Genomic DNA, 26,099 nt, shown 5'->3' on the forward strand with positions numbered 1-26,099 from the left:
GTTAGTCATCGGCACCACCTCCCGCGGTCGCGGTGGCCTGTCTGTCGCTCTGTCCCCTTGCGAGCCGCCGACCGATGATACGGAAGAACTCCGGCATCGCGACGAACAGGATGATGAGCCCGCGCAGGACACCGACCAACTGTGGCGGCACGTTAGTCGCGAACGCCACCACGTTCGACCCGGATTTGAGGACGCCGAAGAGGAACGCGGCGAAGACGGCCCCGATGGGGTTGTTGCCGGCGAGGATAGAGACGGTGATCCCGTCGAAGCCGTAGCTCGGGATGCCAGTCTGGAACTTCCCGAGGGTCATCATCACGAACACGGCCCCACCGATGCCGCCGAGCGCACCGGACAGCGTCAGCGAGGTCAGGATGGTCCGGGCGGAGTCGACACCGCCGTACTCCGCGGCCGCGGGCTGGATGCCGGCGGTCCGCAGGTCGTAGCCGAAGGCCGTGTGTTCGAGCAGGTAGTAGACGCCGCCGACGAACACGAGCGCAATCAGGAGCGCGAGCAAGGAGAAGTCCGTCCGCGGGTCGAACAGTATCGAGGGGAACTGCCCCTCGACGGGCAGTGTTCGGGTCTGTGTCGCCTGGCTCGTCGGGTCGGCGAAGTGGTTCCGGACGAGATACAGCGAGACCCGGACAGCGACGAAGTTGAGCATGATAGTGGTAATTACCTCGTTCGCGTCGGCGTAGGCTTTCAACGCACCGGGTATCGCACCGTAGAGGCCGCCGCCGATCGCGCCGGCGAGCAGCCCGAGCGGGATGAACAGAACGAGCGCGATCGTTCCGGAGACCAGCGAGCCGGCCCACAGCACCGTCAGTGCGGCCGCCAGCGCGCCGATGATGAGCTGGCCCTGCGTCCCGATGTTGAAGATGCCCGCACGGAAGGCTAAGGCCACCGAGAGTCCGGTGAACACCAGAATCGTCGTCTCCCGGAGTGTCGCCGCGAACTGCGCGTTCAGCGGCGACCAGCCGCCCGTGAAGGGGTCACCCAGTGCGCCGAGGAACAGGCGGTTGAACACGTAGAACGGGTCGTAGCACAGCGTCGTGGAACCGAAGGTAAGGACCGGCGACCGGCACGTCGCCATCAGTCCCGCAGCGGTGACGATAATCGTCCCGACGACGAGAGATAGCAACAGCGCCGAGACGGCGATGAGAATCCGCTCGCCGACGGAGGTCTGACCCAGCCTGATGAGTCGCTGCCGGTACTGTGACCATCGGTCGTCCGAGGCCGGTGCCGGCGGGTCGTCGCCGTTCCGCGACGGGCCGTCGTCGCTCATTGGTGACCCTCCCCGTTCGCCGCAATGGTCGGGACGGCGTCAGGTTGCTGCCCGGCCATCAGCAGTCCGAGCTGTTCCTCGGTCACGCGCTCGGGGTCGACGATGTCGACGATCTCGCCCTCGTAGACGACGGCAAGACGGTCCGAGAGCGACTGGACCTCGTCGAGGTTCGAGGAGATGAGCAACACGGCCCGTCCTGCTTCGCGGAGCGCGTTGATCTGGTCGTGGATGAACTCCATCGACCCTACGTCGACGCCGCGGGTGGGGTGAGAGGCGACGACGAGACGCGGGTCCCGGGCGAACTCCCGGCCGACGACGAACTTCTGCTGGTTCCCGCCGGAGAGGGACTTGGCGTGGGCGTTGGCATCCGGCGGCCGAACGTCGTACTCTTCGATTATCTCCTCCGCGTGGTCGCGCGTGTGGTTCCAGTCGATGCGCCCCTTCGAGGTGTAGTCGGCCGCGTGCTGGCTCCCCAGCAGGCCGTTCTCGACGAGGTCGAAGTCCATCACCAGTCCCCGCTCCTGTCGGTCTTCCGGGATGTAGGCCAGCCCGGCCTCGATGCGCTCCCGACGGCTGTCGGTGGTCCGGTCGACGTCGTCGTACGTTATCGTCCCCTCGTCAGGCATCTGGAGCCCGGTGATCGCTTCGACCAGTTCCGACTGGCCGTTCCCGTCGACGCCAGCGATACCGAGTACCTCGCCGGCCCGGACCTCGAGCGAAATCCCGTCGACCGCGCGGACGCCCCGGTCGTCCTCCACGACGAGGTCATCGACGTCGAGGATAGACCGGCCCGGCTCGGCGGGCTCCCGGTCGAGATCCAGCAGCACCTCCCGGCCGACCATCATCTCGGCCAGTTCCTCCCGAGTAATATCGTCGGCGGGCACCGTCCCGACGTTTTTCCCCTCGCGCAGGACGGTGATTTCGTCGGCAGCCTCCATCGCCTCGCCGAGCTTGTGCGTGATGAAGATAATCGTCTTGCCCTGGTCGGTCAGCTCTTCGAGCACGCGAAAGAGGTCCTCGACTTCCTGTGGCGTGAGTACTGCCGTCGGTTCGTCCAGAATCAGGACGTCTGCGCCGCGGTAGAGCGCTTTGAGGATCTCGACGCGCTGCTGGACGCCGACGCCGACGTCTTCGATGCGAGCGTCGGGGTCCACGTCGAACCCGTACCGCTCGGACAGTTCACGGACCTGTTCTCGGGACTGTTCACTGTCAACCGTGAGTCCAAGCCACTTGCGGGGCTCGTTCCCAAGCGTGATGTTTTCGGTGACGGTCATCGGATCGACCAGCATGAAGTGCTGGTGGATCATACCGACACCCTCGTCGATGGCGTCGCGCGGCGAGTCGAACTGCTGTGTCTCGCCGTGCACGTTGACCGTCCCCTCGGTGGGCTGGTAGAGCCCGTAGAGGACGTTCATCAGGGTGGTTTTTCCCGCACCGTTCTCGCCGAGCAGTGCGTGAACCGTCCCCTTCTCAACCGCCAGATCGACGTCGTCATTCGCGACTACCCCCGGAAACCGCTTTGTAATACCATCGAGGTGGACGGCCTGTTCCATACTCTGAGCCGTTACCTTCCCGTTGTTTTAACTTCACGGTTCCACATGTCTGGCAAAAATATGCGGCAACTGCGTGTGTGGCCGCGGTGACTGGGACGGGTTGTTGTATATTATTTTCGGATAATTCCGACCGCGGGGCGGAACAGATCGACAAATCGCTTTAACAATCCGTCTCAGGCATTGTCGGGGTCAGTCGGCACGCTGATGTCGCCGTCGATGATGCTCTGGCGGACCTCGGACACCTCGTCTTTGACGCCCTGTGGGATCTCCGAGCCGATCTGCTGGCCGTACACCGCTTCGACACCGTTCTGTTCGAGACCGAGCGTGTTCACGGCACCGCCATCGAAGTTGTCGTTGACGACCGATTCGACCGACGTGTACACCGCGTTGTCGACGCGTTTGACCATACTCGCGAGGATGACGTCACTGAAGTTCTCTTTCGTGACTGACTGATCGCGGTCGACGCCGACTGCGAAGCGCCCCGCCTCCTGCGCCGCACGGAACACGCCAGTCCCGGTGTTGCCGGCCGCGTGGTAGACGATGTCCGCACCGGATTCGTACATCGAGAGGGCCGCCTCCTGTCCGCCGGAGGGGTCGTTGAAGTCGCCGACGTAGGCCGACTGTACCTCGACGTCCTCCTCCGCGTGCTTGACGCCGGCTTTGTAGCCGGCTTCGAAGCGGCCGATGAGGTCACCCTCGACGCCGCCGACGAAGCCGACGCTCGCGGAGTCACCCTGCGTGGATCCGGCTCCAGCCGAGAAGTCCTGACTGGTCAGCTTAGCGGCCATCAGTCCGATGAGGAACGAGCCCTGATGCTCACCGAACACGTACGAGCCGACGTTGTCCGCCTCGACGACGGAGTCGACGATCATGAAGTTCTGGTCCGGGTATTGTTCGGCGGTTTCTGTAAGGGCGTCCGCCTGCAGGAAGCCGATACAGCAGACGAGGTCGTAGTCCGGGTTCGAGGACTGCGCGTACTGCTGCTGGAGGCTGCCGAAGTCCTGTACCGCTTCCGGCTGAGACTCGTCGTATTCGATACTCAGCTCGTCTGCCGCCCGGATAGCGCCGGTCTGAGCCTGGTCGTTGAACGACCCGTCACCGAGCCCGCCCGTCGCGTACACCATTCCGACACGAGCGGCCGGGCCGCTGTCGCCGCCGTCCCCGCCATCGCTGTCGGTGTCCCCGCCGTCGCCTCCGCCGCCGTCCCCGCCATCGCCACCGAGGCATCCGGCTAACCCGATTGCAGTTGCGGTACCAACACTACTGATGAACGTGCGTCTCCGCTGTGACATGTCCCACCAGCGGTGTCGATAGGCGTTAAAGACTTCGGTGTCGCACATTAGCCACATCGGCGACAAATCATGGCAAGGCGGGCCGATCAGCTGTCGATACCGACGCCGCGGACATTTTATGTACTGGGTGTGAACGGCTGGCAATGACAGTCTGGTCGCGTTCACACAGCAGCAACTGGCAGGCCCTGACGGGCCCCAGCACGCGGTGACTACCGTCGTCTTCGGGGCGCTGGTCGCCCTCGCGACGCTCACCGGGCTGGTGACGGCCTGGACACTCGGTGCGAACAGCAACTCGCCGCCCTTCGCCCCGGCTATCGGCGCGAACGCCATTTCGACGATGCGTGCCGCCTTCATGATCGGCATCCTCGCCGCGCTGGGCGCACTGACCCAGGGCGGGAGTATCTCCGAGACAGTCGGAGCCGGCCTCATCGACGGTGTCGCCATCACATCGCTCGCGGCCATTGCCGGCCTGTTGACCGCGACGGGGTTCATGGCGTTCGGGATCTACTCGGGCTACCCCGTTCCGGCGGCGTTCGCAACGACGGGCGCGATGGTCGGCGTCGGGCTCTCGCTGGGCGGCCAGCCGGTCTTCGACACCTACCGCCGCATCGTCACGTTCTGGCTGCTCGTCCCGCCAGTGTCGGGGAGCCTGGCCTATCTCACCGCGACCGTGTTGCGCCGGGACGACATCCCCGAGACGGTCGGAGTCCCGTTACTCGCCGGCGTCGTCGGCGGTATCGTCGCCAACGTCCAGTTGAGCATCATCCCGTCGCCGGCCGGCACCGACCAGGGCTCGCTGGCCGGCTTCGCCGCGATGGTCACCGGAACGGATATCGCCGCCGTCGCCGCGACGCTGCTGGTTGCCGCCGGGAGCTTCTACTACATCCGCCTGCAGACCCAGGCCTCCGTCGACAAGGGTATCAAGACCTTTCTCGTCGTTCTCGGCAGCGTCGTCGCCTTCTCCAGTGGCGGGAGTCAGGTCGGCCTCGCGACCGGACCACTGGAGAACCTCTACCGCGCCGAACTCGGCCTGCCCGGGTTCGTGTTGCTGGCACTCGGTGCGGTGGGTATCCTTGGGGGTGCGTGGATGGGCGCGCCCCGCCTGCTACAGGCGACCTCCCGCGAGTACGCACAGCTGGGCGTCCGGCGCTCAATCGCCGCACTGGTTCCCGGGTTCATCATCGCACAGGCCGCCATCGCGCTGGGCATCCCCATCTCGTTCAACAACATCATCATCTCCGGGGTCATCGGCGGCGGCCTGGCCGGTGGCTCCGCTGGTGTCTCGCGCCGGAAGATCGGCGTGACTGTCGGGTTCTGGCTCATCACGCTCGTCACCAGCGTCGCGCTCGGCTTCGGCGTGTATCAGGTGCTGGAAGCGGCCCTCGGCAGCCAGGCCTGAGACGGTCCCGCGTGCTGTCTCCGGGTCGACGGCTACCGGACGACCGTCACCGTCACCGGCGCTTCGCTGACGACCGCCGTCGCAACGGTCCCGAGCAACCGCCGGGCGATCTCGTTTCGCGTCCCGCCGTGACCACCCATCACCACCTGGTCCACGTCGACCGCCTCGACGTAGTCCAGGATCGTTTCGGCTGGATTACCGGTCTCGACGGCCGTCTCGACCTGTTGACCGGCCTCGCTGGCCTGCTGTGACGCCCGGTCGACGAGAGTCGCGGCCCGCTCGTCGGCCGCCGCCCGGCGATCCGCGCCCGGTTCGAGCATCCCACCTTCACTCATTCCCGTATCGAGCGGCGCGACGACGTTCAGGACCGTAATCCGACAGTCGAACGTCTCCAGCGCGTACGTCAGCGCCTCGTCAGCCAGCGGTGAGCCGTCCAGCGGGACGAGGACGTGCGTCGGTGCCATATGTTCTCTCTGGCAGGAAGCTACAAGTAGCCACGGGCAAGCCGGCGCTTGCCAGATGTGTGTCAAGCCCGTCCCACATGAGTTCGAACCAGTGGAAGACTCGCTTCGCTGTGTGCGACTGGTAGGTTTCGAATCAGTAATTACGATTTCGCGGCTCGCCAGTTTGCTCGCCGCAGAAATAGTCCATCCTGGATTCGAACCGGAGGAAGACTCGCTTCGCTCGTCTTCCAGGGCTCGAATCCACTAATCACGACGCTGTCGCTCACGGGTTGTTCGCGACAAGAGTAGTCCATCCTGGATTCGAACCGGAGCCAGACGTGCTCGCTTCGCTGCGCGCGACTGGCGGGGTTCGAATCCACTAATCACGACACTGTCGCTCACGGATTGTTCGCGACAAGAGTAGTCCATCCTGGATTCGAACCAGGGTCGAAGCCCCCAGAAGGCTTCAGGATTGGCCTCTACCCCAATGGACTGTGCGCACTCTACAGTATCGGGTGCCCCTTTGTAAGCGTTGCGCGATTCATCGCCGTATGTCGTATGCCACCAGCCCTCAAATCCGCTCCCCACTCTCACTTCAGGTGGAACCCCGCGGAGCCGAACATCGACAGCGCTTTTTCGGGGTGCTGTGCACACCCGCATATGTACGTTGGACGATTCGTCGTCGTCAGTCCCGAGGTCGGCGCGTACCGCGTCTCCTCGCGCTCGTTCCCCAACCGCCAGACAGTACAGCGCGACGGCACGGTGACCGTCGAGCCGACGCCGGACGCCCCGGAGACGGACAACCCATACATCTCCTACAACGGCGTCCGCGTCACTGAGCACGGCGCGGTCGTCGGCAACGGTTCCCACGTCGACCCAATCGCGGAGAAGCTCGAACTCGGCTATCCGGCACGGGACGCTATCGCGGAGCCGCTCCTCTCGCTCGACTTCGAGAAGGACGACTACGACACGCCACGGGTCGCCGGCATCGTCGGCGTCGACGGGGCGGACCCGACGACCAACGCCGACGGGCCGGGAGCGGTCATCGGGACCGTCCGCCGAGACGCGCTGCTGGTCGAGGAGGTCACCGAGCCGACGCTGGTGGCGACCTACGAGGAGAACAGCCCGACGGCGTTCGACCTGGCTGCGACCGAGGCCGGCGAGGTGGCCCGCGAGGTGTACGACCACGAGTACGAGCACGCCGTCTGTTCGGCCGGCGTCGCGGGGTCAGCGGGCGAGTTCGACGTGGCAGTGTACAACGGGGAGTGAGCGGATGGCCGCACAGCGGGCACAGATACTGAGTCAGGACCGACACTCAAGACCCCACAGGGGGTAGACACTAGCAATGAAACTCGGCATACTCTCTGATATCCACGGCAATCGGGTGGCGCTAGCGGCGGTGCTTGCGGACATGCCGCCGGTCGACAGGCTGGTCTGTGCGGGCGACGTGGTCGGCTACAACCCCTGGCACGCCGACTGTGTCGACGCGATGCGGGGGCACACCGATGGGCTCCCAGCGGACGTTCCCTGGCCGACCGAAGAAGTCCCGACGGTGATGGGCAACCACGACAGAGCGGTCGCCGCCGAGACGCCGTTCGCGTTCAACGGGATGGCACAGGCCGGCGTCGAACACGCCACGGAGCAGTTATCCGACGAGCAGATCGAGTGGCTGGCGGCGCTGCCCGACGAGCGCCGCGTCTGTGACGACCGGGTAAAACTCGTCCACGGCCACCCTGACGACCCGGACCACTACACCTACCCCGAGGAGTTCGGCCCGGACCTGCTGGGCGACGAGGACGTACTCGTGATGGGGCACACACACCATCAACACCACGAGGTGTACGAGGACGGCATCGTGATGAACCCCGGCAGCGTGGGCCAGCCCCGCGACAAGGACCACCGGGCGGCCTACGCCGTGCTCGACCTCGCGGACCTGACTGTCGAGGAGCACCGCGTGGCCTACGACACGAGCGAGGTCATCGACGCGGTTACCGACGCTGACCTGCCGCGGCAAATCGGCTTCCGGTTGACGCAGGGCCGGTAGCCACAGGGAGTGTACGTCGCCTGTTGCCGGCAGCCTGCAGAAACTGCAGCGGGAGGAGGGAATTTATGTCCGTGACCGCTACCGTGTGGTGTGGAGTCCCCATTCGAGGTCCTCGGAATTCCGCCGGACGCGGACGACGGGGAGATCGTCGATGCGTACCGCGAGCGGGTGAAGGAAGCCCACCCGGACCAGGGCGGCTCGACGGAGGAGTTCCAGGCGATCAAAGACGCCTACGAGCGACTGCAGAACGGCTACGAGCCCGGGGACCCGCTGCCGGACGAGTCACCGACGGCCGAACCCGGGTCCGAGACCGAGCAAGCCCCGCCGGAACCGGACGACCCGCTGGTGGAGTTTCTCAACTTCGAGGTGCTGGAGGACCACGGCTGGGCGCTCGAAGACGATGACCTGTTCGAGAAAGCCGCCGACGCGAACCTGCGGTCGTCTGATTTCGGGCGGTTCTACGTCGATCCGAACGACACGCTGCTGGAAGCGGCCGAGAAGAACGGTTTCGCGTGGCCCTTTGCCTGTCGCGGCGGCGCGTGTACGAACTGTGCCGTCGCGGTCGTCGAGGGCGAGATGCCGTCGCCGGCGAGCCACATTCTCCCGCCGGACCTCACCGAGAAGGGGATTCGGCTCTCGTGTATCGCCGCACCGGTGTCTGACGACGCGAGGATCGTCTACAACCTGAAACACCTTCCCGAAGTCAGCGAACTCCTGCTGCCCGCGAGTCGGTTCGAGCAGGCCTCCTCGACCGATTAAAAAGAACCCAGCGGTCAGAACACGTCCTGTACGAGCGAGAGGGCCTGTTCGCGGTCCTCCCACGGAACGAACACCGAGACCGACGTCGCGGACGTGATCACGTCGTAGAGGTGGATGTGAGCGTCGGCCAGCGGTGCGACGACCTGATGGGCGAGCGCCGACTGGCTCGGATCGCCGCCGGTGACACGGATGACGGCGATATCGTCCTCGACGGTGACCGACGAGAGCGTCTCGTCGTCGACGATACGGGCGTGCAGCAGTGCTTCGGCTTCCTCGGCGTCGTCTTCGTCGACGTAGAACGTCAGCGAGTCCATTCCCGAGGAGTTGGCCTCGATATTTATCTCCTCGTCGGCGATAGCGCTGGCCAGGTCCGCGAGGATGCCCGGACTGTTCCGGATAGCGCGGCCGGCGACGGTCACGCAGGCGATGGGCTGTTCCTGCAGGTCGATGAGGTTCTGGAACTCGCCCTCGATGGACGTGCCACCGGCGAGCAGGTCGCCGTGCTGGTAGTGGACGACGCGAACACCGAGATCGTCGCTCTTGTACGACAGCGCCGACGGCGCGACCACCTCGGCCCCGCGGAACGACAGCGAACGGAGTTCGTCGACGGAGATTTTGCCGACGTTCCGTGCGCCTTCGACGACACGCGGGTCCCCGGTCATGACACCCTCGACGTCGGTGACGATGACGACTTCGTCGGCGTCCATGTAGTCGCCCATCATCACGGCGCTCGTGTCGGAGCCGCCGCGGCCGAGCGTCGTCACGTTGCCCTGATAGTCTTGTGCCAGGAAGCCGGTGATGACCGGGACGACGTCCTTGAGCTGGCCGGCCAGCGCGTGGGCGCGCTTCTGTGTCTCCTCGACGTCGACCTCGCCGTACTCGTCGGTGATGATCGGCCAGTCCTCGCTGCCGGGTTCGAGGAAGACGGCCTCGATGCCGCGGGCGGCGAGTGCCCCTTTGAGCATCCGGACGGAGGTCCGTTCGCCCATCGAGACGATTTCGGCGCGGTCCGCGGAGTCGGCGTCGTAGTTGATCTCGTCGAGCAGTTCGTCGGTCGTGTTGCCCATCGCCGAGGCGACGACCGCGACCTCGTGGCCCTGCTGGACGGCCGCAGCAATCGAGTCAGCGGCCCGGTTGATGCGGTCGCCGCTGCCGAGGCTCGTCCCACCGAACTTGGCGACTACGCGCATGCTACCACCGTGTCCATGTGTACGTGAGTCATTGCCCTCGCGTTATCCGTCACTCGGGATAACTGTGTCCATCTGTTTCCACACCGCACTGTCGGCAGGACCCGACAGAGTCCGTCGCGTGACGACCTATTGCTACGGAAGCGAACGCGACCCGAAGCGTCCGACACACCGTTTATTTGCGTGGGGTTCCCACACATATGCATGGATATCCGCGACGCTATCGAGGACGACGCCGAGCGACTGGCCACCCTCGCTGACGGGCCGCCGGACGTAATGCAGAACCTCGTTCACGACCGCACCGTCCGCGTGGCCGAAGAGAACGACGACATCGTGGGGTTCGTGAGCTTCGACGCCGAGCGTGGGACCGTCCACGTAACGCAGCTGGCCGGGTCGAGCGACGCCTGCGAAGTACTCCTGACCGACCCTATCGAGTTCGCGCGCCGGGAACACATGTCCGTGGAGCTACTGCTGCCGGAAGACGAGTCAGAAGTCCGGGCCGCCGTCGAGACGGTCGGGTTCACCTCCACCGGAAACGGCCCCCGGTTCGACGGACAGGAGACGACGCGCTACCGGTTAGAGCCGGAGCGAGCGGAGCACTGACCGGCGTCACTGGACCGAGAGCCGCCACCCGAGCGTCGCACACAGCCCGAACCCGAAGGCGTTGAGCGAGCCGTGGAGCGCGACCATCGTCGAAATCGTCAGACCCAGCGAGCGGCCGGTGAACGTCGACACCCCGTAGCCGAGCGCGAGCGCCATCGAAATCGGGAGCGCCACAGCCGCGATGCCAAGCAAGACCCCTTGCGGTCGAGGGCAGGTGAGGGCGACGCGACGCAGGACCACGACGCCGAAGGCCGCGACGGCGACGGTGAAGAGACTCACTGCGACGACCTCCACCAGCGGCGAGAAGGCGATGCCGACCGCGATGAGCGCCGGGCCGACGAGGATGACACCCGCAACGGTGCGGAATCCCCGCGAGCGGTCACCGAGGTGTCGTCCGGTCAGTCCCGCCGCAACCGGGAGGACGAACCCGGCGTAGTGGAAGTGGACCGCCGTCAGTCGAATAATAACGCGGTCGAACCAGAACGTCAAGTCGAGATGTGCGAGCAGGAGTGCGACCGCACCGACTGAGACGTAGGCGAAGCCGGCGTCGATAGCAGTCTCCGGGAGCGTCAGGTCGCCTCGAACCCGCGTCCGTGCAAGCGCGGCGAGTCCGAGGAGACCGGTGACGGCCAGCCACGGTGTTGCGAGCCCGGCGGCCAGGGGGGACGGGGACGGGACGAGTAGCGATACCGCAAACAGGAGTGCGCCGACCGGCTGAAGCCAGATGGTCGCGGTCGTGAGTCGACTCGCAGCCCCCTCAAACGCCCCGGTCGCCGCCGTTCGGAGCGCGAGCGGGACCAGCACGAGCGGCGCGAGTGCGAGCGCCCGTTCGATGGCGGTCAGTTCGCCAGCGACAGTCAGCGCCAGCCAGGCCGCCGCCCCGAGCGCCGCGCTCAGGTCCGCCACGGCAATGCTCCCGATTGTCGGCTGGGCGACGCTGCCGGGCGCTGGCTGCCGGGACCCGCCGGCGCGGTCGCTCATCGCGGCGGGAGCCGGTCGAGCCCGCGGACGATTCGAAGGTCGTCGGGCGTCCCGTCACCGCTGGTCTGCTCCTGTGTGAACGTCCCGCGGTAGCCGAGCATGTGGCCCACGAGGTCGTTCTCGACGGTCGCGGTGACGTGGTACCGCTCGTCGGTCTCGTCGTAGCGGTCGCGCACCTCGACATCGGCGGCCAGCGGCCCCGGCAGAGGAACGTACCGATTACCCAGCCGAGCCCACTGCCGGCCGCCGGCCACCACGAGCGCACCGTCCTCGACCCGCGGGTGGAGTTCACTGGCGATTCGCCCGTGGGTCCCCAGGAAGTCGAGCAGCCGCCCGGCCTCGGCGTCCCACACGGTCAGCGAGTCGAACAGGCGGGTAGTGTCGCCGAAGTCGAACGCGCGGCGGGTCGTCATGGCCTCGTGACCGCCATCGGTCGTGTAGGCCACCGTCGTCACCGAAAACGGCACGTCCTCGCCGGCTTCGGGAAACAGCATATTCTGCGTCGTCATCGCGTACAGCGCGGGCAGCACCAGCGTTCCGCGGGTGATGTCCATCTCGCCGCGGCCGACACAGACGGTCCCGTCGTCGGGGCCGAGACTGTAGCGGTCGCGGACCTTCGGATGGAGGTCGGCCGCGGCCTCGCCCAGCGCCCGTTCGTAGACGCCCGTCACAGCACCACCCGAGCCGGTGGCGTCGCCAGTACAAGCGGCGTCTCGACGGCAGTGGTCCGGTACGGCGCTCCCGTCGCACCACGGGTCCGTTCGTCCATCGGCTCGCTATTTCCGTGGCAGATAGATATTTCTACTGGGTAGGTGGCAGGAAAATATCGAACGGAGCGCCGGTGCAGTCAGTTTTCCGCCGGAGGCATCAGTACAGCCGCGGAGCGGTTTGCGACCGCGCTCGCCGGCGTTACTTCTTCGAGAGGAACTTTCGGTAGAGGTACGCGACGCCGAGGCCGCCGGCGACCAGCGCCGGGACCAGCGGCGCGTCGGCGGCCTTCGACGCCTGTCGGCGAACCGTCTGGGCGACCGACGACGGTTCTTCGATGAGGTCCAGCACGGCTTCGGTACTGTTTTCGACCGGCTCCGGCTCGTTCCCGGCCTCGGCGGCCGCCTCGGGGTCTTTGAGCAGGTGGCCCGTGGTCAGGCAGACGACCGACTCGTCGCTACCGACCTCGCCCTCGCGCCGGAGTTTCCGGAGGCCGGCGACGGATGCCGCGGAAGCCGGTTCGACGCCGACGCCCTCCCCAGCGATGTCGCGCTGCGCTTCGGTGATCTCCTCGTCGGAGACGGCGACGGCGGTGCCGCCGGTCTCCCGGATGCCCGGCAGCGCCTTCGGCGCGTTGACCGGATTGCCGATGCGGATGGCGGTCGCGCGGGTTTCCACGTCCTCCCAGCGGCGGGTGTCCTCGTACCCGTTCTCGATGGCCTCGACCATCGGGGCGGCCCCCTCGGCCTGGACGCCGGTGAGTTTGGGCACCTGATCTTCGGTGATTGCGCCGGCCTTGACGAGTTCGCGGAAGCACTTGTACAGCGCCGCGGTGTTGCCGGCGTTGCCGACCGGCAGGACGATGCGGTCCGGATACTCGCCGTGGTCGGCGTAGAACTCCTCCATGATCTCCAGCCCGATGGTCTTCTGGCCCTCCAGACGGAAGGGATTCAGCGAATTGAGGAGATAGGCCTCACCGCGCTGTGCGAGGTCCTGCACGATGTCGAGACACTGGTCGAAGTTGCCGTCGACTTCGAGGATGCGCGCGCGGTGGAGGCTCGCCTGTGCGATCTTGCCGGCCGCGACCTTCCCGGCGGGCAGGAGGACGAGCGTCTCCATCCCGCCGCGAGCGCCGTAGGCCGCAAGCGCCGCGGAGGTGTTGCCCGTCGAGGCACAGGCCAGTCGGTCGACGCCGACCTCCTGGGCGACCCGGACACCGACGGTCATGCCGCGGTCCTTGAACGAGCCGGTGGGGTTCATCCCCTCGTGTTTCACGCGGAGCGCGTCGACGCCGATGTCGTCTTTCAGGCGCGGCATCTCGTGCAGCGGCGTGTCACCCTCGGGGAGCGTGACACCCTCTTCGAAGGGCAGGGCGGCGTTGTACCGCCAGACCCCCGACCCCTCGAACTCGTCGAAGGTCGGCAGGTCGTCGTAGCGGACCTCGAGCAGACCGTCACAGTCGTCGCAGGTGTAGCGAATCGCGTCGAAGGGAGCGAACGTCTCACCACACTCGATACAGGCCAGCCAGACGCCGTCGTCGGCAACCGGCGGCACGTCGTCGGTGAGTTGCAGGTCAGCCATTGTCGGGACCATGCTCCCAGTGGGCAAAAGTCGGACGGTTGTCGGCCATACCACCGGCACTCACGGCACGGAGGCTGTCACTCGCTGGGGCTGGCGTCGAACTCGTCGATGCGGTGGTGGACCGCGGCAGTCCACTCGTCGAGGGTCTCGTGCATCAGTTCACGGGCCTCCGACAGCGGTGTCGCGGCGTACTGGTAGACGTGGCCGCCGCCGTCGAGCAACCGTCGTTTCCGCGTCGCGAGCCCCTTCTCCCGGAGCGTCGACAGCGACCGGTTGACGTTCGAGCGGTCCCGACCGAGTTCGTCAGCGAGTTCCTCGACGGTGCTTGCAGGAGTCTCAAGCAATGTCTGGTACGTCCGTACTTCGTGTTCCTGAACGCCGAAAACACAGGCCATCACGTCCGAGAGGTTCGGTTCGTCGTCGACCATCAGCTCGTGGAACTGGTCCGGAGAGGGGTTGACAGACATACCCCTCTGTATTATTCCAACCCGGATAAACTGGGTCGTTACCTCAACCTCACCGCGACGGAATCGTCGCTGTCCGCTTCCATCCGGTTCCGAGCTGTCGGCAGCGGCTCGGGAAACAGACCCCTGTGAACAGTTGTCGAATATATAGGGATAGTTACTGTTTCAGCTAGAGGGACCAGCTAGCAGGATTCCAATAGTAACTAGTACTGTGTGAAACAATGCCGAATACATCGAAAAGGGTGCTGTTTCGGGTGGAGATTGTCCTCATACGAACCAGAGCTGCCACAGATCACCTATATCCGCATAAGAATGTCTCGTCGAAGTACATATCAAAAGCATTAATACTCACCGGCTAATGTCACTTTAAAAGAAATAAGCGCATTTCTCCTCGTGGTGTCCGAGCTACGACGAGGATGCTAATACTTCCCGATCCCAGAAACCAATGAACTACAGGAGTTTCGACCACCTCAGTGCTGATACGCAGGAGTGGATCGTCGATCTACCAGACGACCTGGATCTGATCGTCGGAATACCGAGAAGCGGGATGCTAGTGTCAAACTTACTTTCGCTGCATCTCAATCTCCCGATGACGGATATCGACGGGTTGCGGGAGGGCAGACTCCTACAGACGGGGGAACGGTACGACGGTGAGTTCGACCTCTCGGAGTTCTCGACGATACTGGTCGTCGACGACACCGTCTACACCGGGAGCGAAATGACCGATGCGCAGTCGACCATTGACGGGTTTGATCTGTCCGCGGACGTGTACTACGGCGCTGTGTACGTGGACGAGGGTTCCGAGCGGTTCGTCGATACCTACGCCCAGACCCTACCGTTCCCGAGGGTATTCGAGTGGAACATGATGCACCACGACTTCCTCGTGGATTCCTGCGTCGACCTTGACGGCATCCTCTGTCGCGATCCGACGCCCGAAGAGAACGACGACGGGCCGAAATACCGGGAGTTTATCTCGACTGTCGACCCGATCTGTGTTCCCTCGGTGGAAATCGGGCAGATCGTCACCTGCCGACTGGAGAAGTATCGCAGCGAGACCGCCGCCTGGCTCGACGAGCACGGAATCGAGTACGACGAACTGGTGATGATGCAGTACCCGGACAAGGCTACGCGGGTCGCCGCGGGCAACCACGGCGAGTACAAGGCCGAGGTGTACGGATCTTCGGACGCCAAGCTGTTCATCGAGAGCTCACACTCCCAGGCCCGAACGATCGCTATGCAGACGAACAAACCAGTCTACAGCAAGGAGCAAAACCGAATGCTCCAGCAGGGGTATCTGACCCGCGTCGCCAGAAACGGTCGGATGTCCATCGAAGCCGTCAAGTCCGACCCGCTCAGGTACGTCGACCAGCTCAGGTCAGACCCAGTGGACTTCGTCAAGCGGGCCTCGTCGGTGTTTCTCTAGGCCACGTTTTTGCTGAGCGGAGCGAAACGAGTCTTTCGGTGGGAAAACGCCGCCCCTCGCTCCGCTCGGAACGGTCTACGCCTGCTCAGACAGCCACACGAGCAGCCCTTTCTGCGCGTGCAGGCGGTTCTCCGCCTGCGCCCAGACGATGGCGTTGTCCGATTCAATGGCGTCGTCGGTGACCTCCTCGCCGCGGTGGGCGGGCAGGCAGTGCATGAACGGCCGGTCTTCCAGCAGGTCCGTCGTGATCTGGAACCCCTCGAAGTCTTCGAGTTTCCGGCCGCGCTGGTCCTCCTGCCCCATGCTGACCCACACGTCGGAGTACACCACGTCGGCGTCAGCCACAGCAGCGTCGGGGTCGTGAGTCGTTTCGGGCGCGTTGCCGAAGGCGGCGGCGCGGTCGGCCACGTCGTCGGAAATGCCGTAGCCCTTCGGCGTGGCGACGGTGAGGTCGAGACCGACCATCGCCGCGCCGATGACGAACGACTGGCAGACGTTGTTGCCGTCGCCGACCCACGCCACGGACACGTCCTCGAAGTCGCCGAACTGCTCGCGAATGGTCAACAGGTCGGCGAGTGTCTGGCAGGGGTGGGCATCGTCGGTCAGCCCGTTGATGACCGGGACCTCGGCGTATTCGGCCAGTTCCTCGGCATCGGCGTGGTCGAACACGCGCGCCATGATGAAATCGACGTAGCGCCCGAGCGCGCGGGCGGTGTCCTTGACCGGTTCGCCGTGGCCCAGGTGGATGTCGTCGGGGCCGAGGAACACGGCGTGGCCGCCCAGTTGCGTCATCCCCGTCTCGAAGGAGACCCGGGTTCGTGTCGACGGCTTCTCGAATATCATGCCGAGCGTCTGCTGATCCAGCAGGTCGCTCGGGCTCCCCCCGCCGTGGTCGGCCTTGATGGCCGCGGCGCGGTCGAGGACGGTCGCCAGTTCGTCGGTCGTGAGGTCGTCGACGTCGAGTATGTCCATGTCAGTCCTCCAGCAGGCGTTCGGTCGCGGTTTCGAGCACCGCGACGGAGCGGTCGTACTCGTCGAGCGGAAGGTGCTCGTTCGGTGCGTGGTCGAGGTCGGAGTCGCCGGGCCCGTAGGTCACCATCGGACAGTCCCACGCCTTCGCGTAGACGTTCATGTCGCTGGTGCCGGTCTTGCGAAGCAACGTGGGCTCGCCGTCCGCCTGCCGAATCGCGGCCCGGAACGCCCGGGCGGCGCTGGTCCGGGGGCTCTGCATCACCGGTTCGACTTTGTCGTCCCAGTTGACCGTCCCGTTCTCGAGGAACCCGTCTGCGATTTCCCGGATCTCGTCAGTGCTGTACTCCGGCGGGACCCGAAGTTGCACGTCCATCGTCGCTTCGACGCTCAGTCCGTCGCTGGACGTGCCGCCCTTGAAGTCGACGGGCTTGCAGGTGACCCGTTCGAAGACCGGGTGCCACTCGTCCGTCTCGAACTCGTCGTCGACCGCCGACCACCAGTCGATAGCGTCCTGAATCGCGTTGTTCTCCGGGCGCGAGGAGTGGCCGGACTCGCTGGTGGCGACGTACGTTCCGGCCAGCAGGCCGCGGTAGCCGAGCGTGATGCCCTCCCAGCCGGAGGGTTCGCCGTTGATGACGGCGTCGGGTGCTGTCTCGCGGTCCTCGACCAGATAGCGGGCCCCCTTCGAGTCGACTTCCTCGCCGACGACGCCGACAAAGGAAGCGCCGGTGCGGACGGCCGCGACGGCCATCGCACACAGCGGCCCCTTCGCGTCGACGCTGCCGCGGCCCCACAGCACGTCGCCCTCGTCAGTTTCCTCGACGCGTACCGGGATGTCACCCGGGACAGTGTCGATGTGGGAGGTGAGCAAGACGCCGTCGTCGGCTGGCGCGCGGACGTTGCCGACCTCGTCGAGGTACACCTCGCGGTCGTGGGCCTCGAAGAACTCCGCCAGCCGTTCGGCCGCCTCGGCCTCGTTCCGCGAGACCGACGGGGTGCGGACGACCGCTTCGAGGAGGTCGCGGGCCTCCGTGTCGGCCTCGCGGCTCGCGGCTTCGCTCATTCCACCACCTCCGCCATCGCGTCGACGACGGCGTCGGCGTGGGACTCGTCGATGGTCAACGGCGGAAGCAGGCGGACGACCGTGCGGCCGGCCGGCAGCGCGAGCACCTGGTGGTTCAGCGCGAGTTTCTTCAGGGCCGCGTTCGCGCCGCGGCCGACCTCGACGCCGATCATCAGGCCCTCGCCGCGGATGTCCCGCACCTCGTCGCCGATGGCAGCCTCCAGTTCCGTCTGGAGGTAATCGCCCATCGCGGCGGCGTTTGCTGGAACATCGTCGTCGATGACGGTCGAGACGGTCGCGCCGGCGGCCGCCGAGATGACCGGCCCGCCGGAGAACGTCGAGGCGTGGGAGCCGTAGTTCTCGGCGATCCAGTCCCGACACAGCGTCGCGCCGACGGGGAGGCCGTTGCCCAGCCCCTTCGCCGCGGTTATCATGTCCGGCGCGACGGCGGCACGCTGTGAGTTCCACAGCGCACCGGTCCGGCCCATCCCGGTCTGGACCTCGTCGAAAATGAGTGCGGCCCCGGCGTCCTCGGTGATCTCCCGTGCGGCTTCGAGATAGCCGTCCGAGGCCGGGTTGATGCCGCCCTCGCCCTGGACCGGTTCGACGATGAACGCGGCCGTGTCCTCGTCGACGGCCTCGTCCAGCGCCTCGCTGTCGTCGTAGGGGACGAACTCCACGTCGCCGATGAGCGGCTCGTAGGGCTTCTTGTACTTGTTCTTCCACGTCGTCGCCAGCGCGCCCATCGTCCGGCCGTGGAAGCCCTGCATCGTCGCGACGATTTTCGAGTCCCCCGTCGCCGACCGGGCGAACTTCAGCGCGGCCTCGTTGGCCTCGGTCCCGGAGTTACAGAGCCAGGTCTTGTCTATCGGATCCGGCGCGGTGTCGGCGAGCAGGTCGTACAGCGCCGTCCGCTCGGCGTTCGGATACGACGCCTGGACGTACGTGATCTTCTCTAGCTGCTCGCTGACGGCGCTCTGGACCGCCGGATGGCCGTGGCCAAGCGGGACACAGGCGTAGGACGCGCCCATGTCTAGATACTCTGTGCCGCCGTCGTCGTAGACGTAGGCACCGTCGCCACGTTCGATCTGGATGGGTTTCTCGTTGAAGACGAATCCGCTCATTGTTCCTCCGTCGCTGTCTGGTCTGTGTCCTGTTCGAGTGCGCTCGCGTGGACGTGGGTCCCGTCGCCGTCGAGCGCCGACAGAATCGGCTCGTCGGCGTTGGCGTCGGCCACCACGACCTCGGGTGCGCCGCCGTCGAGCGCCTCCTCGGCGGCCATGATTTTACGGCCCATGAACCCCTCAGCAGCGGCTTCGAGGGCGGCCCAGTCGCTTGCCGTCTCGACCGACTTGATGAGCGTCGACGGGTCATCTGGGTCCGCGTAGACGCCCTCCACGTCGGTCAACAGCACCAACTGCGCGTCGAGTTCGCCGGCAATCGCCGCGGCCGAGCGGTCGGCGTCGGTGTTGACGGGAATCACTTCGCCGTCGTCATCTCCCGCCATGGGTGGCGCAGCGACCGGCGTGTACCCGTCGTCGAGCAGCGTCTCCAGCAGGTCGCCGTTGACCTGCTTGATGGTCCCCGAGTGGTCGCCACGACGAATCTTCTTCTTGCCGTCCTCGACGACCCGCACTGCGGACTTCCGTGGTCCGTAGAGCAGTTTGCCGTCGACGCCGGAGAGTCCGACCGCGTCGACGCCCTCGCTCTGGAGGCCGGCGACGAGCTGGGTGTTCAGGTGGCCGAAGGCCATCTCGAACACCTCCATCGTGGTCTCGTCGGTGAACCGGCCGACGACGCCCGACGGCGTCTCGACGTATTCGGGCTCGACGCCGAGCCGTTCGAGCGTCTCGTCGACTTTGGTGGAGCCGCCGTGTACGACGACGACGCGCTCACCATCGGCCACTAACGATGCCACGTCCGCAAGCGCCCCCGTGGGGTCGACCGCGCGAGCGCCTCCGACTTTGATAACTACTGTCATAAAAACAACCTCCAGGAGTTACGGTGCGCCGACGGGGTGGAGCCCCTGGAACTCCAGGCCCGCCGTCTCTTCGATGCCGAGGGCGACGTTGGCCGCGTGGACCGCCTGGCCCGCCGACCCTTTCATCATGTTGTCGATGGCCGAGAACACGACCAGTCGCTTGTTTCCGGGGTCGAGTTCGAAGCCGACCTCGGCGCGGTTCGTCCCCGCGACCGACTTGGGTTCAGGGTAGCGGTAGACGCCACCGCCGCCGGCGACGAGTTCGACGAACGGTTCGTCCTCGTACTCGCCGCGGTAGGCCCCCCAGAGGTCGCCCTTCGAAACCGGGCCCTCCGGAAAGACGTGGCAGGTCGCGCTCGCGCCGCGGATCATGTCCACCGCGTGGACGGTGAAAGACACGTCGAGACCGAGGAACTGCTGAATCTCGGCCTCGTGGCGGTGGCCCGTGGGCGCGTACGGGCGGACGACACCCAAGCGCTCCGGATGCGAGGATGCCTCGCCGCCGCCGGCCCCGCCCTCGCTGGAGCCGACTTTCACGTCGACGACGACCTGCTCGTCGCCGGAAAGGATGTCGGCTTCGAACAGCGGGAGCAGGCCCAAAATCGTCGCCGTGGCGTTACAGCCACCGGAGGCGATGAGGTCGGCCCCTTCGAGATTGTCGCGGTTGAGTTCCGGCAGGGCGTACTCGCTCTGGTCAAGCAGTTCCGGGCGCGTGTGCCCGTCGTACCACTCGTCGTACTGGGCCTCCGAATCGAGTCGGAAGTCCGCCGAGAGGTCGACGACCGTGCCGGCGGCCTCCTGGAAGGCATCGATCTGCTCCATCGAGACGCCGTGGGGCGTCGCGGCGAACAGCACGTCGACCGACTCCAGGTCCGCCGGCGAGGAAAAGCGCAGGTCCGAGTGCCGGAGGTTCGGATGGGAGTGCCCGATGGTCTTGTTCTCCTTCGAGCGGCTGGTGGCCTGGGCCAGTTCGAACTCGGGGTGGCCATCGAGGATGCGAAGCAGTTCCCCGCCGGTGAAACCGGAGCCGCCGACGACACTCGCCGTGTACGTCATGCTGTCACCTCGGCGTCGGCTTCCGTCGCCGCCTTCTGTTCGAGCCAGTCGACGACCTTCGCGGGCACGTCCACGTCGGTGACCTCGTTCAGCGCCTTGAACTCGACGGTGTGGTTGACCTCGTGGACGGTGTAGTCCTCGAACTCGCGCGCGTCCTGGGTGTCGCTTTGCGACACCCCGACTTCCATCAGGTCGATACCGAGCAGTCCGCCGCCGACCGCGTCGGAGGCCTTCTCGACCAGTTCCAGTGCGCGGTCGTCCAGTTCGAACTCGGCGGTCTCTGCGCCCTTCGCGGCGTTCGTGAGCCAGTGGTCCGAGGAGCGAACCATCGCCGCGATGGGTTCTCCGTCGACGGCCAGGACGCGCATGTCGCGACCGGGCTTGTCGACGAACTCCTGGACGTAGAAGATCTTGTGCTCGTAGTGGCCGAGCGTCTCCTTGTGTTCGAGGATGGCCTCGGCGGCCGAGCGGGAGTCGATCTTCGCCATCAGGCGACCCCAGGAGCCGACGACGGGCTTCAGGACGCAGGGGTAGCCGAACTTCTCGATGGATTCCAGCGCCGCATCCTTTGTGAACGCCACGTCGGTGTTGGGCGTCGGCACGCCCGCCGCTTCCAGCGCGAGGCTGTTGTTGACCTTGTCCGCGCAGGTGTCGGCGACCTCTGGCCCGTTGACCACGGGGACGCCGTAGGCCTTCGCGAACTTCGTCGCGTACACGCTGCGGCTGGTCGCCAGACAGCGGTCGACGACGATGTCCAAATCTTCGAAGGCCTCGGGGGCTTCGTGGATGTTGAACTGCTGTTTGCGAACGTCTATCTTCTCGATCTCGTGGTCGCGCTCGCGCAGTTCCGACAGCAGGAGCTTCTCGTCCCGGCGGATGCGCGAGTAGAGGAGTCCGACTTTCATACTGAGTCCTCCGTGGGTTCGCGGCTCGCGGCGTCGAGCGCCACGGTCACGTACGGCGTCGAGCGCCGCGCCACCGCGAACACCTCACTCACCCCAGTCCTCTTCGAGCTCGGGTGCGCTGTCGAGCTCGACGGGGTCGGCGCCGACGACTTCGAGTTCGGCACCGCAGGTGGCACAGTCAACGATCTCTCCGACTTCGAGGTTGTCGTGCAGGGACACGTCCGCCCCGCACTCGATGCATTCTGCCATTGTAGTTCATCCTGTGACAGGGATCCACTTAAAGCCTTCGAACATATCAGAATAAATTTACTACACAGACAGCACTCTAATGGTGTGAAAGGCCCGAATCCGCTACGTTTCTGAATCGTATATCAGAATTATGGTATAATTGTCCCACGAGGGGACGGTGGTCGCTCAAACATACCGGTCCACCTCCGTCTGGCGGCGGTCAGCCGCCTGTGAAACAGCCTGCCGGCGGTCAGCCAGTACCTCGCGGTCAGCGGCGAGAGCGTCCGCTGCTACCGACACCTGCTCGGCAACAGCGTCGGGGGCCGGGCCGCCGCGAGAGTCCCGCATCGCGACACTTTCGGTCGGGTCGAGTGCGGCCGAAAGCGCCTCGCGGTCGACGTAGGCTGACAGGGGTTCGCCAAGCACGTCTTCGGCGACAGCCGACAGCGCCTCGTACTCGGGCGCGTCTTCCTCGGGACCCAGCTGCGCGGCGGCCTCGGCGACGACCTCGTGGGCCGTCCGGAACGGCACGCCGGCCATCGCCAGCAGGTCGGCCACGCCGGTCGCCGTCGCGAACCCATCGGTGGCCGCATCCGCCAGGGTCTCGGCGGGCCAGTCGGCGGTCGCGACCGCGCCGGCGGCCACCGCCGTGCTCTCGGTGACGCTGTCGATTGCGTCCCAGGCGTGGCGACCGGCGCGCTGGAGGTCGCGGTTGTACGCCCGGGGCTGGCCCTTCAGATTGGTCAGCAGGCCGTTCAGCCCGGCGACGGCATCGCCCGTGCGACCGCGGACCAGTTCCAGCGTGTCCGGGTTCTTCTTCTGGGGCATAATCGAGGACGTCGAGGCGTAGTCGTCGTCGAGGTCGACGTGGCCCTTGCTCGCCATCACGACCACGTCCTCGGCCAGCCCTGACAGATTCGTCGCCAGCGTCGCGACGGCGCTGGTGGCCTCGACGAGGAAATCGCGTGTCGCCGAGGCGTCCATCGAGTTCTCCGCCACCGAGTCGAATCCGAGCAGTTCCGCGGTGCGCTCGCGGTCCACATCGAAGGGCGTCCCGGCGAACGCGGCCGACCCAAGCGGGTTCTGATTGACCCGCTCGTAGGCATCGAGCAGACGTGCGGTGTCGCGCTGCAGCGCCTGCTCGTAGGACAGTACCCAGTGGGCGACCGTCGTCGGCTGGGCGGGCTGGAGATGCGTGTATCCCGGCATCACCGTCTCGCGCTCGGCGCGAGCCACTTCGATGAGTTGCTCGCGGGCCCCGACGACAGTTTCGACGAGGTCCAGAACGTCCGCACGCAGCCGGTAGCGGATGCAGGCCGCCACCTCGTCGTTGCGCGAGCGGGCGGTGTGCATCTTCCCGCCGTCGGGACCGACGCGCTCGATGACGGCGCTCTCGATGGCCTCGTGGACGTCCTCGGCGTCGGGTAGCGCATCATGGCCCGCATCCTCTACGTCCGCCAGCGCGGCCAGTACCTCGCCGGCCGTCTCGCGGTCGATGATCTCCTGTTCGGCCAGCATCACGACGTGGGCGCGGTCGACGGCCAGGTCGGCCGCGAAGATGCGCTCGTCGTCGGACAGCGAGGAGAGGAACGACCGGGCGGGCCCGCCCGCGAAGCGGTCGCGGCGGACGACCGCCTCACCGCCGGAGTCGGCGCTCGCGTCCGCCGTCTCGTGGTCCTCGCCGTCGCTCATTCGCTTACTCCTCCGTGGCCTCGCTCGCGGCGTGGTCGCCGCTGCCGTCCGTCACGGCGGCCCCTTTCTTCGCATCGTTCAGAATCTTGTTCGCGAGGCGGGACTGGAAACCGTGGTACTTCGCGACGCCGGTCGCGTCCTGCTGGGTGATACCGCCGGAGACGTCCTCCTCGTTGAACGAGGCCGCCGACTCGCTGTAGACGGCGTAGTCGGATTCACGCGAAACGGCGCGGCAGTGCCCGCCTTCGAGTTTCACCGTCACAGTGCCGGTGACGCGCTCGTTAGTGTCGTCAATGAACGCTTCGAGCGCGCCGGTCAACGGCGCGTCGACGAGACCCTGGTAGGCCTTCTGGGACCACTCCTGATCGACCTGAGCCTTGAACTGGCGCTCTTCCTGCGTGAGGACGAGGCCTTCAAGCGCCTCGTGGGCCGTCAGCAGGACGGTGGCCGCGGGGTGTTCGTAGTTTTCGCGGACCTTGAGCCCGAGCATGCGGTCTTCCATCATGTCCGTACGGCCGATGCCGTGGGCGCCCGCCTGCGCGTTGAGTTGCTCGATGAGTTCGACGCCGCCGAGTTCCTCGCCGTCGACGGCGACCGGGATGCCGTCCTCGAACGCGACCTCGACGAGTTCGGCGTCCTTGTCGGAGGGGTTGTCGGTCCACTTGTAGATGTCGTCCGACGGGATAGTGCTTGGGTCTTCGAGTTCGGAGCCCTCGATGGAGCGGCTCCAGAGGTTCGTGTCGATGGAGTAGCGGCCGCCGTCGCCGCCCTCAACGGGCAGGCCCTTCTCCGCGGCGTACTCGTTTTCCCACTCGCGGGTGAGTCCGAGTTCGCGCACCGGCGCGATAACATCCAGGTCGGAGTCACGCCAGACGGCCTCGAAGCGGAGTTGGTCGTTGCCCTTGCCGGTACAGCCGTGGGCAACGGCCGAACAGCCCTCTTCTTCAGCGACCGAGAGAATGGCCTTGGCGATGACCGGGCGCGCGAGGGCAGTCCCGAGCGGGTAGCCCTGGTAGTCGGCGTTGGCTTTGACGGCCTCCATACAGAGGTCCGCGAACTCCTCGGTCGCGTCGACGACGTGCTGTTCGACGCCCAGCGCCTCGGCGGTCTCCTCGGCCTCCTCGAACTCGTAGTCGGGCTGGCCGACATCGACGGTGACGCCGATGACCTCGTCGTAGCCGTACTCTTCTTTCAGCAGCGATACGCAGACTGTCGTGTCGAGCCCGCCCGAGAAGGCGAGCGCGACGGTTCCGTTTCCTTCTGGCATGGATGTGTTCTGAATTGGTTCCGTGGTGTGCCTGTCGGTTTCTCGATCGAACAACAGATCGAGTATCCCATCGAACCGACGACGACGGCGTCTAGCGACGAAACGAACCTGTCGAGTGAAGAGTAAGTAGTAGTGGGCCTAGAAACGGCCCGGTCGTCGTCGTGGGGAGAAACGGAGGGACCCCTCGCTGTCCGCAGCGAGCATCGTGGAGCGAGAGGTCCGCGTCATGTACTACCTGCTGTGTGATTCGAGTACTAATAGTTTCCGTGTTAGTAGTGGCGTGTGTATGGTCCCCAGACACATGGACACAGTAGCCATCGCATCGCCCGTAGCGGCCAGTAGCGGCACGCAGACCGCTGTGTGACGAGCGTTAAACAGTATCTTCGCCTTCTTTTGTGCTATTGGCCAGCGTCGACAGTGTCGGACCCGACGTCGGTCGGCGGCTCGGTTTCACCGCCATCGGTGGCCGTCTCGTTGGCCGGCGTGGCATCGATATCGTCTGTCCGTTCACCTGCCTGAGTTCGTTCCCGCTCGACCCCGGGACGGTCGTCTGCCTCGGAGCGGTTCACCGCATCGCCGCCGCGGTCGCCGGCAGCGTCAGGTCGAGCCTGCTGTCCGACGTTCGGCCCGGCGATACCCTGTGCGATAGCGGCGACTTCCGGACCACTCAGTTCGCTCGCGCGCTGTGAGAGGGTCTTGATTGCCGCCGCGTCGACGCCCTGCCTATCCAGGGCTTCGGCGGGGAGCTGGCTGGCGGTTTCGTTCGTTTCGTTAGCCAATCGCTGAACGTTCTTCGTTTCGGCGTGGAGCTGTGCAGCCTTCGCCCGGTACTCGCCCTCCCTCATCGAGCCGTTCTCGCGGGCCTCGGCGAGCGCCTGCTTTCGCTGTTCCAGCTCCGCGAGTCGTTCCTCGGAGTCGTTCAGTTGGTCGGCGACGACAGACGCCTTCGCGTCGTCAGTGTTCGCCTGCGCGATGCGGATCCCGAACGTCCGTGACTGGACCTCACCGTCAAGTTCAGCTTCCTGCACGCTGACGACGCCCGCCAGCTGTGCGCCGGGGGCCGTCGCGTTCTCGTCGGCCTGTTCGGTCATCGTTTCAGTCTCCTGTGCCATCGTCGCGGCGGGCACCGCGGCGAGCGTGCTCACCACGAGCACGACTGCCAGCACTACCGGAGTGGCTCGTCTCATTATAGCCGTTACTTGACCACCGAACACCC

The 26,099-nt window shown here is 65.8% G+C and carries 25 protein-coding genes; 6 read left to right on the top strand and 19 right to left on the bottom strand.

Annotated elements, in window-relative coordinates; all coding sequences use genetic code 11:
- Position 1 precedes the first annotated feature (1 nt).
- The 3 genes from VI234_RS05920 to VI234_RS05930 form a co-directional block, all read right to left on the bottom strand.
- A complete protein-coding gene (locus VI234_RS05920) occupies positions 2–1,282 on the bottom strand; it encodes an ABC transporter permease (RefSeq protein WP_008307229.1) in 1,281 nt (426 codons plus the stop codon).
- Positions 1,279–2,835: an ABC transporter ATP-binding protein gene (locus VI234_RS05925; protein ID WP_008307228.1), complete on the bottom strand. Its 1,557-nt coding sequence runs from the start codon at positions 2,833–2,835 to the stop codon at positions 1,279–1,281. Before VI234_RS05925 ends, VI234_RS05920 begins: the two co-directional genes overlap by 4 nt.
- Before the next feature lie 173 nt (positions 2,836–3,008).
- A complete protein-coding gene (locus VI234_RS05930; protein WP_442905019.1) occupies positions 3,009–4,175 on the bottom strand; it encodes a BMP family lipoprotein in 1,167 nt (388 codons plus the stop codon).
- 157 nt (positions 4,176–4,332) lie between these two features.
- On the opposite strand from VI234_RS05930, the gene VI234_RS05935 reads away from it, so the two are divergent.
- Complete coding sequence (locus VI234_RS05935; protein WP_336329501.1) at positions 4,333–5,526, top strand: inorganic phosphate transporter; 1,194 nt, start codon at positions 4,333–4,335, stop codon at positions 5,524–5,526.
- 32 nt (positions 5,527–5,558) lie between these two features.
- Here VI234_RS05935 and VI234_RS05940 read toward each other — a convergent pair whose 3' ends face one another.
- A complete protein-coding gene (locus VI234_RS05940) occupies positions 5,559–5,990 on the bottom strand; it encodes a universal stress protein (RefSeq protein WP_008307225.1) in 432 nt (143 codons plus the stop codon).
- A 639-nt stretch (positions 5,991–6,629) separates the two neighbouring features.
- Here VI234_RS05940 and VI234_RS05945 point away from each other — a divergent pair.
- From VI234_RS05945 to fer, 3 genes are all read left to right on the top strand, one after another.
- Positions 6,630–7,238: an IMP cyclohydrolase gene (locus VI234_RS05945; RefSeq protein ID WP_336329502.1), complete on the top strand. Its 609-nt coding sequence runs from the start codon at positions 6,630–6,632 to the stop codon at positions 7,236–7,238.
- Positions 7,239–7,314: 76 nt separating this feature from the next.
- Complete coding sequence (locus tag VI234_RS05950) at positions 7,315–8,013, top strand: metallophosphoesterase family protein (protein WP_008307223.1); 699 nt, start codon at positions 7,315–7,317, stop codon at positions 8,011–8,013.
- Positions 8,014–8,103: 90 nt separating this feature from the next.
- Positions 8,104–8,772, top strand: coding sequence for a ferredoxin Fer (gene fer, locus VI234_RS05955; RefSeq protein WP_336329503.1), 669 nt, complete (start codon positions 8,104–8,106; stop codon positions 8,770–8,772).
- 14 nt (positions 8,773–8,786) lie between these two features.
- On the opposite strand, the gene VI234_RS05960 is transcribed toward fer, so the two are convergent.
- Positions 8,787–9,962, bottom strand: coding sequence for an aspartate kinase (locus VI234_RS05960; protein WP_008307221.1), 1,176 nt, complete (start codon positions 9,960–9,962; stop codon positions 8,787–8,789).
- Between the two features lie 201 nt (positions 9,963–10,163).
- On the opposite strand from VI234_RS05960, the gene VI234_RS05965 reads away from it, so the two are divergent.
- Positions 10,164–10,562 (top strand): hypothetical protein, encoded by a 399-nt coding sequence (locus VI234_RS05965; RefSeq protein ID WP_336329504.1) that lies wholly within the window; start codon positions 10,164–10,166, stop codon positions 10,560–10,562.
- 6 nt (positions 10,563–10,568) lie between these two features.
- Here the strand turns inward: VI234_RS05965 and VI234_RS05970 are convergent, their stop codons facing one another.
- The 4 genes from VI234_RS05970 to VI234_RS05985 all read right to left on the bottom strand — a co-directional run bounded on the left by VI234_RS05970 (position 10,569) and on the right by VI234_RS05985 (position 14,299).
- Positions 10,569–11,543, bottom strand: a complete 975-nt coding sequence (locus VI234_RS05970; protein WP_336329505.1) for a YndJ family protein — start codon at positions 11,541–11,543, stop codon at positions 10,569–10,571.
- The gene (locus VI234_RS05975) at positions 11,540–12,214 is read right to left on the bottom strand and encodes a DUF4166 domain-containing protein (RefSeq protein ID WP_008307218.1); all 675 of its coding nucleotides are present in this window, start codon (positions 12,212–12,214) and stop codon (positions 11,540–11,542) included. The genes VI234_RS05970 and VI234_RS05975 overlap by 4 nt, the downstream gene beginning before the upstream one ends.
- Positions 12,215–12,452: 238 nt before the next feature.
- Positions 12,453–13,844 carry a threonine synthase gene (gene thrC / locus VI234_RS05980; RefSeq protein ID WP_336329506.1) on the bottom strand — a complete coding sequence of 464 codons (1,392 nt, stop codon included), beginning with the start codon at positions 13,842–13,844 and terminating at the stop codon, positions 12,453–12,455.
- Between the two features lie 65 nt (positions 13,845–13,909).
- Complete coding sequence (locus tag VI234_RS05985) at positions 13,910–14,299, bottom strand: helix-turn-helix domain-containing protein (protein ID WP_008307216.1); 390 nt, start codon at positions 14,297–14,299, stop codon at positions 13,910–13,912.
- Positions 14,300–14,741: 442 nt separating this feature from the next.
- Between VI234_RS05985 and VI234_RS05990 the strand changes: the two genes are divergently transcribed.
- A complete protein-coding gene (locus tag VI234_RS05990; protein ID WP_050037269.1) occupies positions 14,742–15,719 on the top strand; it encodes an orotate phosphoribosyltransferase in 978 nt (325 codons plus the stop codon).
- 75 nt (positions 15,720–15,794) lie between these two features.
- On the opposite strand, the gene argF is transcribed toward VI234_RS05990, so the two are convergent.
- The 10 genes from argF to VI234_RS06040 form a co-directional block, all read right to left on the bottom strand.
- Positions 15,795–16,691: an ornithine carbamoyltransferase gene (gene argF / locus VI234_RS05995; RefSeq protein WP_008307214.1), complete on the bottom strand. Its 897-nt coding sequence runs from the start codon at positions 16,689–16,691 to the stop codon at positions 15,795–15,797.
- A gap of 1 nt (position 16,692) precedes the next feature.
- A complete protein-coding gene (locus tag VI234_RS06000; protein WP_336329507.1) occupies positions 16,693–17,754 on the bottom strand; it encodes a [LysW]-lysine hydrolase in 1,062 nt (353 codons plus the stop codon).
- Positions 17,751–18,878: an aspartate aminotransferase family protein gene (locus tag VI234_RS06005; RefSeq protein ID WP_336329508.1), complete on the bottom strand. Its 1,128-nt coding sequence runs from the start codon at positions 18,876–18,878 to the stop codon at positions 17,751–17,753. The genes VI234_RS06000 and VI234_RS06005 overlap by 4 nt, the downstream gene beginning before the upstream one ends.
- A complete protein-coding gene (locus VI234_RS06010) occupies positions 18,875–19,735 on the bottom strand; it encodes an acetylglutamate/acetylaminoadipate kinase (protein WP_336329509.1) in 861 nt (286 codons plus the stop codon). The genes VI234_RS06005 and VI234_RS06010 overlap by 4 nt, the downstream gene beginning before the upstream one ends.
- 18 nt (positions 19,736–19,753) lie before the next feature.
- Entirely contained in the window at positions 19,754–20,791 is a 1,038-nt protein-coding gene (argC, locus tag VI234_RS06015; RefSeq protein ID WP_336329510.1) for an N-acetyl-gamma-glutamyl-phosphate reductase, read from the bottom strand.
- Complete coding sequence (gene lysX, locus VI234_RS06020; protein WP_336329511.1) at positions 20,788–21,696, bottom strand: lysine biosynthesis protein LysX; 909 nt, start codon at positions 21,694–21,696, stop codon at positions 20,788–20,790. Before lysX ends, argC begins: the two co-directional genes overlap by 4 nt.
- 84 nt (positions 21,697–21,780) lie before the next feature.
- The gene (lysW, locus tag VI234_RS06025; RefSeq protein WP_004959888.1) at positions 21,781–21,945 is read right to left on the bottom strand and encodes a lysine biosynthesis protein LysW; all 165 of its coding nucleotides are present in this window, start codon (positions 21,943–21,945) and stop codon (positions 21,781–21,783) included.
- 165 nt (positions 21,946–22,110) lie between these two features.
- Entirely contained in the window at positions 22,111–23,616 is a 1,506-nt protein-coding gene (gene argH, locus VI234_RS06030) for an argininosuccinate lyase (protein WP_336329512.1), read from the bottom strand.
- Positions 23,617–23,620: 4 nt separating this feature from the next.
- The gene (locus VI234_RS06035; protein WP_008307207.1) at positions 23,621–24,883 is read right to left on the bottom strand and encodes an argininosuccinate synthase; all 1,263 of its coding nucleotides are present in this window, start codon (positions 24,881–24,883) and stop codon (positions 23,621–23,623) included.
- A gap of 398 nt (positions 24,884–25,281) precedes the next feature.
- Positions 25,282–26,070 carry a hypothetical protein gene (locus tag VI234_RS06040; protein ID WP_336329513.1) on the bottom strand — a complete coding sequence of 263 codons (789 nt, stop codon included), beginning with the start codon at positions 26,068–26,070 and terminating at the stop codon, positions 25,282–25,284.
- Positions 26,071–26,099: the final 29 nt, after the last annotated feature.

The organism is Haloarcula sp. CGMCC 1.2071, from assembly GCF_037078445.1.
Lineage (GTDB): Archaea > Halobacteriota > Halobacteria > Halobacteriales > Haloarculaceae > Haloarcula > Haloarcula amylolytica.